Source organism: Heyndrickxia sp. FSL W8-0496, from assembly GCF_038007825.1.
GTDB lineage: Bacteria > Bacillota > Bacilli > Bacillales > Bacillaceae_C > Heyndrickxia > Heyndrickxia oleronia.
This window is the reverse complement of the sequence record NZ_JBBOXX010000001.1, coordinates 5064454-5078145: the sequence shown is the minus strand read 5'-3', so window position 1 is coordinate 5078145 and position 13692 is coordinate 5064454. Positions and strand designations below refer to the sequence as shown.

The 13692-nt window shown below is 34.2% G+C and carries 12 protein-coding genes; 10 read left to right on the top strand and 2 right to left on the bottom strand.

The features are described from left to right. Position 1: 1 nt before the first annotated feature. Complete coding sequence (locus NST63_RS25705; protein ID WP_341044061.1) at positions 2-841, bottom strand: HAD family hydrolase; 840 nt, start codon at positions 839-841, stop codon at positions 2-4. Positions 842-1043: 202 nt separating this feature from the next. On the opposite strand from NST63_RS25705, the gene NST63_RS25700 reads away from it, so the two are divergent. From NST63_RS25700 to NST63_RS25655, 10 genes are all read left to right on the top strand, one after another. After that, the gene (locus NST63_RS25700; protein ID WP_212945012.1) at positions 1044-2471 is read left to right on the top strand and encodes an amino acid permease; all 1428 of its coding nucleotides are present in this window, start codon (positions 1044-1046) and stop codon (positions 2469-2471) included. A gap of 539 nt (positions 2472-3010) precedes the next feature. After that, on the top strand, positions 3011-4819 hold the full coding sequence (abc-f, locus tag NST63_RS25695) for a ribosomal protection-like ABC-F family protein (RefSeq protein WP_341044060.1): 1809 nt from the start codon (positions 3011-3013) through the stop codon (positions 4817-4819). Between the two features lie 331 nt (positions 4820-5150). Next, entirely contained in the window at positions 5151-5975 is an 825-nt protein-coding gene (locus NST63_RS25690) for a basic amino acid ABC transporter substrate-binding protein (RefSeq protein ID WP_212945014.1), read from the top strand. Positions 5976-6059: 84 nt separating this feature from the next. Beyond that, complete coding sequence (locus NST63_RS25685; protein WP_212945015.1) at positions 6060-6713, top strand: amino acid ABC transporter permease; 654 nt, start codon at positions 6060-6062, stop codon at positions 6711-6713. Then, on the top strand, positions 6710-7432 hold the full coding sequence (locus NST63_RS25680; protein WP_212945016.1) for an amino acid ABC transporter ATP-binding protein: 723 nt from the start codon (positions 6710-6712) through the stop codon (positions 7430-7432). The genes NST63_RS25685 and NST63_RS25680 overlap by 4 nt, the downstream gene beginning before the upstream one ends. A gap of 334 nt (positions 7433-7766) precedes the next feature. Beyond that, positions 7767-8093: a potassium channel family protein gene (locus NST63_RS25675; protein ID WP_071976359.1), complete on the top strand. Its 327-nt coding sequence runs from the start codon at positions 7767-7769 to the stop codon at positions 8091-8093. A gap of 326 nt (positions 8094-8419) precedes the next feature. Further along, positions 8420-9370, top strand: coding sequence for an ABC transporter permease (locus tag NST63_RS25670; protein ID WP_058006801.1), 951 nt, complete (start codon positions 8420-8422; stop codon positions 9368-9370). Continuing rightward, positions 9363-10310 carry an iron chelate uptake ABC transporter family permease subunit gene (locus tag NST63_RS25665; protein ID WP_212945017.1) on the top strand — a complete coding sequence of 316 codons (948 nt, stop codon included), beginning with the start codon at positions 9363-9365 and terminating at the stop codon, positions 10308-10310. Before NST63_RS25670 ends, NST63_RS25665 begins: the two co-directional genes overlap by 8 nt. Beyond that, a complete protein-coding gene (locus NST63_RS25660; RefSeq protein ID WP_212945018.1) occupies positions 10307-11065 on the top strand; it encodes an iron ABC transporter ATP-binding protein in 759 nt (252 codons plus the stop codon). Before NST63_RS25665 ends, NST63_RS25660 begins: the two co-directional genes overlap by 4 nt. Positions 11066-11244: 179 nt before the next feature. Then, positions 11245-12213, top strand: coding sequence for a siderophore ABC transporter substrate-binding protein (locus NST63_RS25655; protein WP_341044058.1), 969 nt, complete (start codon positions 11245-11247; stop codon positions 12211-12213). Between the two features lie 121 nt (positions 12214-12334). Here NST63_RS25655 and NST63_RS25650 read toward each other — a convergent pair whose 3' ends face one another. Then, positions 12335-13351: a DUF1646 family protein gene (locus NST63_RS25650; protein WP_071976363.1), complete on the bottom strand. Its 1017-nt coding sequence runs from the start codon at positions 13349-13351 to the stop codon at positions 12335-12337. Between the last annotated feature and the right edge of the window lie 341 nt (positions 13352-13692).

The window sequence follows — 13692 nt, the reverse complement described above, 5'->3', positions numbered from 1 at the left end:
ATTATGATTGGCTTATTTGTTTTAATATATCAACGAGTTCAGTTAAATTTTGGACAATCCTATCTGCCTGCGAAGGTGCACTAATTCCATGAGAGTCAATTAATATAGTTTGGCAGCCTAATTCCTTCGCGGGAGAAATTTCATTAATAACATTATCTCCTATACTTAGTATTTGGTTATATTCCACCAAATATGACTCCTTAATCATCTTTATATGTTCCTTCGTTTTCATAGGTTTTTTTCCATCAAAGATTTTTTTATCAAACAGGTGTTGGAAACCTAGTTTTGATAGGAGCACTTCACTATCTCTTTTCGGGGAGTTTGTTAGCAAAATGAGCTTTGAGTGAATTGCTAATTGTTTAAGCACCTGTTTAAAATCTGGGACTTCTCTCATTTGAAACCTCGGGGACATCATGTATTCACGAGTTTCTATAAAGGAACATTCAGCATCTTGATTGGTAATCCCATAATGTCTAGCGATTGCTGCTGGAATCCACCATAAATCTCCGATGTTTAATATAGAGTGGAAGTCAAAATTTAAAGTAGAAGGATAAAATTTTTCTACGGTTTCTTGCTCTAGTGGCTGCCCTTCCCATGTACAGGCATAGGTTACTCTTCCGTGGTCCTGGGTTAATATAAGATCTTTTTCCACATCAAAAATTGTTCCCATTTTTAATGGATGCTTTCCTTCTAGCACTGCTTGGTAATCATGTGTAAAAAGTTTCCTTTTCGGCTCACTAAGTTTTTCACATAGTTTTTTTGCATAATAATCAAAGTGGTGTGTGTCTTCATATAACGTTCCATCTAAATCAAATATGATTAATCTGTTATGTTCTTGCATGTTCTTCAACTCTCCCTACAGCAAATAGAGTATTTCATTTTTTATTATACAAAAAAATCCATGTGATATAGAGGGAAAGATTGTTTATTGTTTATTAATTTATCAATTTACCACTTTACTAAAGTAAAGTAATGTTATATAATGATAACAAATTAATAGAGATATTCGGTTTTATAGAATTAATATAGAAAGGTGAGGCAGCATGAATAACAATAAATGGGGACTGTGGATATTAACAACCTTCGTCGTAGGGAATATGGTAGGTGGCGGGATTTTCATGCTTCCAGCTAATCTAGCTCAAGTTTCAAGTCCATTGGGATCTACGATTGCTTGGGTGGCTACAGGTTTAGGTGTATTTATGATTGCCCTTGTTTTTGGTAACCTAGCGATTAGAAAGCCTAATTTAAAGGCTGGTCCACAAAGTTATGCACAAAACTTATTTTCTTCACCAAAAGCAGGTAAAGTTGCAGGCTATAGTATGGCATGGGGATACTGGGCTGCAAATTGGGCTGCCACAGCATCTGTTATTATTTCATTTGCAGGATATTTAACTACCTTTTTTCCAATAATGCAAAGTAAAAAAGTCTTGTTCTCATTAGGGTCCTTCGAATTAGAGTATGGAAAAACGATCACCTTTATCATCTGTTCGATTATGCTATGGGGGATTCAATGGATTCTCTCTAAAAGCTTTAATAGTGCCGGGAAAATGAACTTAATGGCTACAATTACAAAAGTGATAGGTTTTGCGTTATTTATTATTTTTACACTTTTTATCTTTGATAAAGCAAACTTAGGAAGTGCAAAGGAATTTGTCGATACTTCAGGGAAAGCTTTTTCATTAGGTGGACAAGTAAATGCTGCAGCGATTGCTACGCTTTGGGCTTTTATAGGGATTGAATCTGCTGTTATGCTTTCAAATCGGGCGAAATCACAAAGGGATGTGAAAACTGCCACGATCCTTGGTCTAGTCATTTCCTTAGTTATTTATATCGGAATTACCCTACTAACGATGGGTGCCTTATCTCAAGAAGCGTTAAGGGAATCACAAAAACCATTAGTGGATGCACTTGGAGAAGTAATTGGAAGTAATGGAACGTATATCATGGCCGTTTTAGCTCTTATTTCATTATTTGGATCAACTGTTGGTTGGATTGTTGTAAGTTCTGAAGTCCCTTATCAGGCTGCAAAGAACGGATTATTTCCAGCTGTTTTTGCCAAAACGAATAAAACAGGGAGTCCGAAGAATTCTTTAACAATCACCAATGTAATGACACAAATATTTCTATTTTCAACTATCTCGGGAACAGTCACTCAAGCCTATAATTTTGCTATCGTTGTGGCAACTCTTGCTTATTTGATACCTTATTTAGTGTCAGCAATTTATCAAATGAAGTTAGTAATTACAGGTGAAACATATGATGTCGTAACAGGCTCTCGCTTGAAGGATGGAATTATTACAGTGCTAGCTTTTGTATACTCTATATGGGTAATTAAAACAGGAACAGCTGATATGAAAACCTTCTTATTAGGAATTGGTTTGTTTGTAATAGGTTTAATACTATATCCAATAATCATGAGGAATTCACATCCAAAAGTAGAGGAGCCAATAGAAACAGAAACATATGCGTAAAGTTATTTTATTGGATAAGCCCTTTTTTCAGGTATAGAGTTGATGTTTTCTGACAAATGGGGTATATTATTGGTAACTACATGGAAGGAGGTATCTAAATTAGACATTATGATTTCCTTACACTTTTTTCGAAAATAATTTTATACGAAAAAGTGGCTCTGCCTGTTGAGGCAAGTGATAGGATACGTATGTCTATATTTAGGTACTTCAATTCTAAAAGGAACGGTATGATTATAGGAGAACTATAGTTTTTTTGAGTTCTTCAAATTTGTAACCATCACTACTTTAAACACAGGCAGATGCCCTGTGTTTTTTTTGTGCTAAAAAAGCTGTTTTCCTATTGTTTGTTGCTTGTGTAAAAGCCCTATTACCGGCTTTTACACTTAAAAAACGGTTCAGAGGTCTTATGAAGTTTGCAGCACTTTACTCAGTGGAATGAGCGACTTGTCGATCTTAAATCCGTTTTTATTAGTTAAAACATTACCTAAATAGCAACAATGTTTGAGAAAAGAGCCTAAAAAAGAAGGTGGTGGCTGTTTATGTTTTTATTAAAAGTAGAAGATGTAAGTATTGAAATAAATGCAAATACGTTGTTTGAAAAGGCTTCATTGGAAATATGTGAAGGCGAACGGATTGCCCTAATCGGAAATAATGGAGTAGGAAAAACAACTTTCATTAAAGGATTGATGGGCGTAATCCCTATTACTAAAGGAATCATTCAATCAAAATTGAAAGCAAATGAAGTTGGTTGGATGGATCAAGTATCCATTGACGATGGTCAAATAACAACGAGAGAGTTTATTGAAAAGGAAAATGAAAAGTTATATGAACTTAAAAGGAAATTAAAAAAATATGAGACTGAAAGTAATTTCGCTGATGACTATATGGAAAACTTTCAGCAGTATCTAGATTTGAACGGGTATGATTGGCAGGCAGCTATTGATAAACAACTATACAAAGTTGGCTTGCCGGAACAACTTTGGGCACAATCCTTTTTAACATTGAGTGGGGGGCAAAAAACACGAGCAAAGCTTGCTAGAGTTATGGTGAAGCAGCCGAAATTGTTAATTTTAGATGAACCGACTAATCACTTGGACGCAGAATCTATCGATTGGCTTGTGCACTGGATTTCGCAATATAAAGGAGCAGTTCTTTTTACCTCACATGAGCGGGAATTTATTGATCGGGTAGCGACAGTAACCTATGAGTTAACAAATAAAGGAACAAAAAAGTATGAGGGAGGATATTCGTTTTATCGTGAGCAAAAGCAGTTTGAGCAAAAAAACCTAGAGGCCCAATACCAAAAACAGGAAGCTGAAAGAAAAAAGTTAGCGGAAGCAGTAAACCAGTATAGACAATGGTTTGAGAAAGCACATGCAGCGGCAAGTGAACGGGATCCTTTTGCCAAGAAAAAAGCCAATAAAAATATGACGCGACTAAAAGCTAAAGAAAAAGCTTTAGAACGTTTGGAAAACAATCGGGTCGAAAAGCCCGTTGAATCCAAAAAATTAAATTACAGCATAGACGCGGAAGAATTTTCGAGTAGAACGATGTTGGCTTTAACAGATGTTTCTTTTTCATATTGTAGTGAACTCCCTCTTTTTGATCAACTTTCCTTAATTGTAAAACGCGGTGATCGAATAGCCATTATTGGACGGAATGGTACTGGAAAAACTACTTTATTAAAATTATTAACTGGGAAATTAGAGCCATGCATTGGTGAAGTGAAGAGAAATCCACAATTAAAAATTGGCTATTTCATGCAGGAATTAGAAGGGTTGAATGGAGAGGAGACCATCCTTGAACAGGTTCTATCTTTACCGAACATGACACAAACAGAGGCGAGAACGATATTAGCCTGTTTCCTTTTCCATAGAGAGGATGTGTTTAAAAAGGTAAAAGACTTGAGCATGGGTGAGAAGTGTCGCGTCGCTTTTGTGAAGCTTTATTTTTCACAGGCCAATTTACTTGTATTTGATGAGCCAACGAATTATTTGGATATTGAAACGAGGGAACGAATTGAAGAAGCTTTAGTTATGTATCCAGGTGCAGTGATAATGGTTTCTCATGATTTATTTTTATTGAGAAAGGTAGCTAATCGAGTCATTGCATTAGGGAATGGAGAGACAGTGGACTATCCAGGTACCTATGATGAGTGGACAAATACAGCCCCTGCATCCAATGATCTTCAAAAGCTGAATAACGAAAAGAGTATCCTTGAACTTCAGCTTACAAACCTTATTGCCGAAGAGGCTCCTGATGACCAACAGCAAAAAGAAATATTTAAGCAAAAGCTGATGAATCTGAAACAAAAAATCGCAAAACTAGATGAAGAATATAGGAAATAGATTCTACTATTGAAAATCTGTCTCCACATATACAAGAAAAATATGACTCATATCCAAATCGGTGGGCAGAACAAAACATTATATTGACAATAAAAGGGCATCGCTTTGATGCCTTTTTTATTCGAGCTTCAATTAATTTCTACTTAACTAATCTTTGTTCCATTAATGATTGCCTTTTATTTACCCTATAAATTATGTATTTAGTATGCATAATTTATGCAATTGAATAATAGAAATTATATGAAATATAAAAATAAGTGTTGAAAAAGATAGGTTTACAGTTTATTATTTTTACTAACAAGTAAATAAAAATTAAGGTGGATGAATAAATATGTATAAAATGACCGCTAAAATTAGTATGATTTTAATAGTATGTTGTATATTTATACTTTCAGCTTGTGGACAAGGTTCGAAGGAAGCAAACTCAAATGGTTCGGATAATAAAACGTTGAGCGTGGGTACAGAGGCTACTTTTGCACCATTTGAATTTATGAAAAAAGGGAAGGTAACGGGCTTTGATGTAGACCTCTTAAATGCTGTGGCAAAAGAGGCTGGGTATGAAGTGAAAATAAAAAATACTGGTTGGGACACCATGATGGCTGGTGTTCAGGATGAAAGCATTGATATCGGTATGGCAGGGATAACAATTAATAAAAAAAGATTGAAAACCTATGACTTTTCACATCCTTATTTTGAATCTATTAATATGATTGTTGCTCCAAAGGATTCACCTATTGAGAATGCAAAGGATTTAAAGGATAAAAGGATTGGGGTACAGAATGGAACAACGGGCCAAATGGCAAGTGAGGCCTTATTTGGGGAAAATAATAAGAATATATTAAAATATGAAACTTCAGCTATGGCGTTCATGGCATTGGAAAATGGTGATGTAGAAGCAGTGGTAACGGATTATGCCGTTGCGAAAGAATATGTAGAAAAAAATCCTGATAAAAATGTAAAAACGATTGATGATCGAACAAACTTTACACCGGAATATTACGGAATCATGTTCCATAAGGATAGTAAGTTAAAAGCAAAGTTTGATCAAGCATTGAATAAAATCCTGGATGATGGAACATATACAGAAATTTACAAAAAGTGGTTCGGTACGGAGCCGGATGTCGATACATTAAAAGCTGCACAAGAAAGTAAGTAAATTTAAGAATAGGGACTGTCATGAGGGTCCGACCTATAAGACAGTCCCTTCTTTATATCTGACCCTTCAAAAAGGAGCAATACTATGAATTTTCAATTTGACATTGTTCAGGAATATTTACCTTTTTTCCTAAAAGGAACATTACTTACAATCGCATTATCACTTGCAGGAATCGTGTTAGGGTTGATTCTCGGATTGTTTATTGGAATGGGAAAGATGTCAAAGAAGCTAATTCGCTTCCCGTTCATTTGGTATATTAATGTTTTTAGAGGTACTCCCTTATTTGTACAGATTCTCATTATTCATTTTGGTGTCATGCCAATCTTTATGAAACCAGTTAATCCGATTATTTCAGCAATTGTTGCATTATCTCTCAATTCTGCTGCATATATCGCAGAAATTTTCCGCGCAGGAATTCAGTCGATAGATAAAGGACAAATGGAGGCAGCCCGTTCATTAGGTATGAGTCATGCACAGGCAATGAAAAAGGTTATCTTGCCCCAGGCATTTAAACGAATGATTCCACCACTTGGAAATGAGTTTATTGTATTATTGAAGGAGTCCTCCTTAGCAGCTATCATTGCTGCCCCAGAACTTTTATATTGGGGGCGTGCTGCACAAGGGGCCTATATGAGAGTGTGGGAACCTTATTTAACCGTTGCGGTAATCTATCTTATCCTAACCTTATCATTAACCTACCTAATTCAATATTTAGAGAGAAGGTTTGCAAAAGAATGATTTCTGTTCAAAATTTAAAAAAGGACTTTGGTGAAAATGAAGTATTAAAGGATATTAATATAGAGATAAAGCCTCAAGAAGTTGTAGTTGTGATAGGACCTTCTGGTTCAGGAAAATCCACTTTCCTCCGTTGTTTGAATCTGCTTGAAACGATTACTGCTGGCCATGTATATATTGAAGGAAAGGATATATCGGCAAAAAAGATTAACATTAATGATATTCGCAAAGAGGTTGGGATGGTATTCCAGCAATTTAATTTATTCCCTCATAAAACAGTATTAGAAAATATTATGATGGCTCCAATGACGGTCAGAAAATGGGATAAAGATAAAGCAAAATCTAAAGCGATGGAACTATTAAAAAAAGTCGGATTGGAAGATAAAGCGAATGTTTATCCTGATTCGTTATCGGGTGGACAGAAGCAGCGTGTTGCGATATCGAGGGCTTTAGCAATGGAACCAAAGATCATGTTATTTGACGAGCCTACCTCTGCCCTTGATCCTGAGATGGTAGGGGAAGTGTTGGAAGTTATGAAACAGCTAGCGAAGGAAGGGATGACAATGGTTGTTGTTACCCATGAGATGGGCTTCGCAAAAGAGGTAGGAGATCGTGTGATCTTTATGGACGGGGGATATATTGTCGAAGAAAATACTCCAAAGGAATTATTTGAACATCCTCAACATGAGAGGACAAAGTCGTTTTTGGGTAAAGTATTATAAGAGATAAGATTAAATATCTTATCTTTTTTATTTTGGCTGTCTTCGGATTGTTTATTGCTTTTGTAAAATCCCTACTGTCGGTATCTATACCTAAAAAGGGGTTCGGAGGTTCTATGGAAGGTTTGCAGCTCACATCTATTGTAGTGACGGGTTTTTCGGAATTTGAACCATTCTTTACTAGAAAAGCTTCACCAATGAATAATAATGTTTGAGCCATTATTTATGAAAAGAGTTGTGCTGTCACATACTAAATGATAATTAGTTTTCGTTTTACTTATCTCTATGAAGAACACTAAAATAGATAATTAGAAATATACATCAAGGGGGGACTCTAGTGGTTTCTTTTTTACTCACGCTGAAAAGACTTTTTCATGGATTATTTCATTCATTTAAGGAGAAGGAATTTCAAGTTATATTTGTATTAATTATAGCTATCCTTCTTTCTGGTACTATTTTTTATACGAAAGTAGAAGGTTTAAGTGTTATCGACTCACTCTATTTCTGCTTTGTAACTTTAAGTACGATCGGTCATCCTGATTTTGTCCCAGAAACAGTTTTCGGAAAAATTTTTACAATGATCTATATATTAGCTGGAATTGGACTCTTTTTCGGATTAATTGTACGGATTGGGAGAGGAATTATAAAAAGCAAAAATGACTAAAAAAGATCGTGGTCATGAAATAGAAGTTTTTTATTGTTTCTCTACTTATATCGTATTATTAAAGCCAGAATAGACAATTTTGTGAAATTCAAAAATACTAGCATATAATTTTATGGAAACGGATTGACAGGGAGATTTAAACTGATAAAATAAAAATGTAAATGATAATGAATATCATTGATAAATGGTGCATAGTTTTAAATAAAGTATTCTGTTTGGTTTCCGTTTATCGGTTATTTTTTATAAAATTAAATGATAATGAATCTCATTGTCATAGAATTCAAGGTACATATATCATAGCCAGCTAAAGGGAAGTTAGGTTTTCTATGAAAAAAGTAGTTTTAATACTCATGTTTATTGTTCTATCAATTATTTCATTATTTGTAGGTGTTCAAAATATTACACCACTTGATATTTTTCATCTTACTGATGAACAAAAAGACATTTTGCTTATTAGCAGATTGCCAAGATTAGTTAGTTTGATATTAGCTGGAGCTAGTATGAGTATATGTGGTTTGATTATGCAGCAGTTATCCCGGAATAAGTTTGTATCACCAACGACTGCTGGAACGATGGATTCTGCGAGATTGGGGATTCTTGTTTCCTTAATCATTTTCTCGTCAGCCAGTATGCTGGAAAAAATGGTGTTAGCTTCTTTATTTGCACTTATAGGAACATTCGTGTTTATGAAGGTTCTCGATAAAATTAAGTTCAAGGATGCCATCTTTATTCCACTTGTTGGTTTAATGTTCGGGAATATTATTAGCTCGATTACCACGTTTTTTGCTTATAAGCATGATTTGATACAGAGTATATCATCATGGCTGCAGGGGGATTTCTCCATGGTAATGTCAGGGAGATATGAAATGATCTATATCAGTATTCCTCTGCTTATCCTAGCGTATTTATTTGCAGGTAAATTTACATTAGCAGGTATGGGAGAAGATTTTGCTGTAAATCTTGGCTTAAATTATAAGGTTGTTGTAAATATTGGATTGGTAATTGTGGCATTATCTGCAACCTCAGTATTGTTAACTGTAGGGACAATTCCATTCCTGGGGTTGGTTGTTCCAAATATTGTTTCCATTTATAACGGTGACAATTTAAAGAAAAACCTTTCTCAAACTGCCCTATTAGGTGCCGTGTTCTTGTTGTTCTGTGACATTTTAGGCCGCATCATCATTTATCCATATGAAATTCCTATTGGATTAACGGTTGGTGTGATAGGAAGCGGTATTTTCCTTTACTTACTTATGAGGAGAAAGGCATATGCGTAATAAAGTCAAATTATTGATCCTAGCAGTTGTGTCAGTCATTTTAGTGAGCATTTTTATGTTTACAGAAATGGGGAATTTTCCAGCGTATGTACTGCCAAAAAGAGGCATAAAAATATTAGCAATTATCCTAACTGGCGGTTCTATCGCATTTTCAACCGTCATCTTTCAAACAATCACGAATAATAAAATTTTAACGCCAAGTATTATCGGGCTAGATTCTCTTTACATGTTAATCCAAACATTTTTAATTTTTGTCTTTGGTGCAACCAGTGCGACTGTGATGAATAAAAACTTAAACTTTCTTCTCTGTGTCGCATTAATGGTCGTCTTTGCAGGATTATTATATAAATTCTTGTTTAAAAAAGAAGGCAAAAATATTTATTTTCTTTTACTAGTTGGTCTAGTAATGGGGACATTATTTCAAAGCTTTTCATCGTTTATGCAAGTGATCATTGATCCGAATGATTTTATGGTTGTTCAAGATCGAATGTTTGCAAGCTTTAACAATATAAATACCGATTTATTAACGATTTCGTTTGTTTTGGTGATTTTAATTGGTCTATATTTTATTAGATTTATAAAATTCCTAGATGTCCTATCATTAGGTAGGGAGGAGGCTATTAATCTAGGTGTGGATTATGATTACGTCGTCAAACGTCTTTTAATTGTCGTGGCGATTCTCATTTCCATCTCTACAGCATTAATAGGTCCTATTACATTTTTGGGATTACTCGTGGCAAATGTATCTTATCAATTTTTAAAAACCTACAAGCATTCATACTTAATAACTGGCTCCATTTTAATAAGTATTATTGCTTTAGTTGGGGGATTATTAATTGTAGAGCGAGTATTTACATTCTCTACAACATTGAGTGTCATTATTAATTTTATCGGCGGAGTCTATTTTATCTATCTACTTTTAAAGGAGAGTCGAGCATGATTGAGATCAGAAATGTTTCAAAAACATACGGGAACAAGAGTGTAGTCGAAAATGTCTCTTTGAATATAGAAAAAGGGAAGATCACTTCCTTCATCGGTCCAAATGGAGCGGGGAAAAGTACGCTGTTATCAATGATGAGTCGATTAATTTCGAGAGATAGTGGCGAAATATTAATTGATGGTAAAGATATCAGTAAATGTAAATCCAATCTGTTAGCGAAAAAAATGTCCATTTTAAAACAATCTAATCATATTAATATTCGCTTAACAGTTAGAGAATTGGTTTCATTTGGTCGTTTTCCTTATTCACAAGGGAAGCTATCGAAAGAGGATTGGGTGTATGTTGATGAGGCGATTGCCTATATGGAATTAGAAGATATTCAACATAAATTCTTGGATCAATTAAGTGGCGGGCAACAACAACGTGCGTATATCGCGATGGTTATTGCTCAAAACACAGAATATATCCTATTAGATGAACCATTGAATAATTTGGATATGAAACACTCTGTTCAAATCATGAAAGTACTAAGAAAGCTAACAGATGAATTAGGAAAGACCGTTGTCATTGTTATCCATGATATCAACTTTGCTTCTTGTTACTCAGATCATGTCGTGGCATTAAAGGATGGAAAAGTTATTCAAGACGGACCTACTGATCATATTATTGACTCGTCCATTCTCGGTGATATATATGAAATGGATATAGCCATTCAAAATATAAATGAAAATAGAATTGCTGTTTATTATGCATAAGGGAATATAAATTACTGATAAAGTATTGTGATTGTAACAATTAAACCTAATAACTGAATTCACGGATGGCGCCTTCGTGTTCAGTTTTTATATTCCATATTGAGAATGAATTTCATTTGCTTGGGATGTTACAATTACAATTTTTATAAATTATGAAAACTATTAAAAGAGGTGTAAACATGAAAAAGAAATTATCCTTATTTTTTATCATAGCAGTACTAGCTGTATTTGCAGTTGCATGTGGAACAACTAAAGACAACACATCTGGTTCAAAATCGGAAGGCAAGTCAGAAAGTAAATCTGAGGTATTAACAATTAAACATCAGCTTGGAGAAACACCAGTACAGAAAAATCCAAAAAAAGTAGTAGTTTTTGATATGGGTGCTTTAGATACATTAGATAAATTAGGTCTTAGTGATTCTGTAGTAGGTGTTCCACAAAAAAATCTTCCATCTTATTTAGATACTTACAAGGATTCTAAATATAGCAATGTAGGTGGATTAAAAGAACCGGATTTTGAAGCAATTAATGAAATTCAGCCAGATTTAATTATTATTTCTGGACGCCAACAAGATTCTTATGATAAGTTTTCTGAAATTGCACCAACTATTTTCATGGGTGTAGATACTAATAAATATATGGATTCATTTAAAGAGAATGTAAAGATAATTGGAGAGATTTTTGGTAAAGAAGAGCAAGCAGATAAGGAATTAGCTTCTATAGATAAAGATATTGCTGACTTAAAAGAAAAAGCAGATGCAAGTGATGCAAAAGCATTAATTACTTTAGCAAGTGGTGGTAAAGTAACTGCTTATGGACCATCATCTAGATTTGGATTAATACATGATGTTTTTGGTATTAAAGCTGTGACAAAGGATCTAGAGGCTGATCCTGTTCATGGACAAAATATTTCAATGGAATTTATTACAGAAAAAAATCCTGACATACTATATGTTATCGACCGTGACGCAGCAGTCGGCGAAGGAAATAATGCAAAACAAGTCATTGAGAACGATTTAGTCAAGAAAACGAATGCATATAAAAATAATAAAATTGTTTACCTTGATCCTGGCTATTGGTACTTATCCGGTGGAGGCTTAGAGTCTGTATCAGAGATGGCAAAAGAAGCAGCAAAAGGATTAGAATAAATGAAAAAGGGAATGGATGATCTAATAAGATACTCCATTCCCCTTTTTTTCGTTTAGTCTTTTCAAATAGGTGAATAAAAGGTGATTATTAAAAATAAAAACAAAGCTGTTGAAAAGAGCCCTAGCTAATAAGAAAAAGCACAATAAAATAAATAACCATGGCACTTAACCCTACTGGAATTCCGAACTTTGCCCACTCTTTACTAGATATTTTTAATTTTCCAGCTGCAATAATATTTGGTATATTTCCCGGTACAAGAATTCCACCACTTATTAGGAGTCCGAGTAGAATTGCTTTAATCGTTGCACCATCCATTGCAGGGCTAATTTCAGCTGCAGCTAATGTAGCATTATCCAATATTGCCGAGATCATATTAATCCAATATAAGACGAATGGACTTAAATCTAGTAAGTACTCTTTGATTAATGGCTCAAATCCAGCCCCTAGCAGCGTTAGCCCCATTACAAAGAGATAGATCTTTAGTGCTCGAATAATTATTTCACCATATCCTTCAGCCGACTGATCACTCTTCAGTCCGTTCTCATCATTTTTCGGCTTTACTAAAATCGCAGCTAATAGTCCAAAGATAACAACAGCAGATATCACTTCCGGTCCAATTAAATGAATTAAATAGAAGAAGTCCGCATGTAGCTTACTAATTGCAAGTGTAGATAAAGGCTCACCAATGGGTGTTAAAGCAGCCCCTAACCCAATGGAGAAACAGGCTAAGACAACTAGGCGAAGTTCTGACTTTCGATCTAGACGAAGAACACTAACAATTAATACCAATATGAGTGCAGCAATTATTGCAGTGATAATACTCGAAATGAGACCCAATAGAATGACAATCAAGGCGAAAAACAGTGGATATGGAACTGCACGACTGATGCCTTGAATGATCTTCTCAAGTGGTCGCTGTAGCCATTTGAATAATAATCCTGCAATGAAGACTGCTAAAGTAATCTTAATGGGATCCTCTAATGCCTTCATTATTAAAGGTCTATCTAGTACCCCACTGACTAATACAGCAGCTAGTCCCATTATGAATAAAAAGATTTCCAAATTATGCTCTACAAACTTAATAGAAAATGGTAATAGTAAAACACATAGTAAAATAATGATTAATCCTAGTAGCATAGAAACGTTCCTTTTCACATAGATTTAATGATGTTATTTTTTAATAACAACACTCTTATTATTTTAGTATAAATAGAAAGAAAAATAACTTCAATAAAATTGACAAAATTCATTGACTTTTCAATCATCATAAAAATAACAAGATTACTGTTTGCAAGACCTTTTTAGGTATAAAAAATAATAAAAGCCGATTAACTTCGGCTCTAATCCTATATATTTATTTTTACAAAGGTTATTGTTTCTTCGAAAAGAAACAATATTCATATGTATGTGTGCAAAATTATATTCTTTAAATTTAATATAAAAGTGTAAAGAAATAGAAAAGATTAAATTCTTGTAAA

What these genes read in the sequence shown, in the direction of transcription:
- NST63_RS25655 (WP_341044058.1), top strand. Translation starts at nt 11,245, where the DNA reads ATGAAAAAGAAATTATCCTTATTTTTTATCATAGCAGTACTAGCTGTA.
- NST63_RS25690 (WP_212945014.1), top strand. Translation starts at nt 5,151, where the DNA reads ATGTATAAAATGACCGCTAAAATTAGTATGATTTTAATAGTATGTTGT.
- NST63_RS25705 (WP_341044061.1), bottom strand. Translation starts at nt 841, where the DNA reads ATGCAAGAACATAACAGATTAATCATATTTGATTTAGATGGAACGTTA.
- NST63_RS25670 (WP_058006801.1), top strand. Translation starts at nt 8,420, where the DNA reads ATGAAAAAAGTAGTTTTAATACTCATGTTTATTGTTCTATCAATTATT.
- NST63_RS25680 (WP_212945016.1), top strand. Translation starts at nt 6,710, where the DNA reads ATGATTTCTGTTCAAAATTTAAAAAAGGACTTTGGTGAAAATGAAGTA.
- NST63_RS25665 (WP_212945017.1), top strand. Translation starts at nt 9,363, where the DNA reads ATGCGTAATAAAGTCAAATTATTGATCCTAGCAGTTGTGTCAGTCATT.
- NST63_RS25685 (WP_212945015.1), top strand. Translation starts at nt 6,060, where the DNA reads ATGAATTTTCAATTTGACATTGTTCAGGAATATTTACCTTTTTTCCTA.
- NST63_RS25660 (WP_212945018.1), top strand. Translation starts at nt 10,307, where the DNA reads ATGATTGAGATCAGAAATGTTTCAAAAACATACGGGAACAAGAGTGTA.
- NST63_RS25650 (WP_071976363.1), bottom strand. Translation starts at nt 13,351, where the DNA reads ATGCTACTAGGATTAATCATTATTTTACTATGTGTTTTACTATTACCA.
- abc-f (WP_341044060.1), top strand. Translation starts at nt 3,011, where the DNA reads ATGTTTTTATTAAAAGTAGAAGATGTAAGTATTGAAATAAATGCAAAT.
- NST63_RS25700 (WP_212945012.1), top strand. Translation starts at nt 1,044, where the DNA reads ATGAATAACAATAAATGGGGACTGTGGATATTAACAACCTTCGTCGTA.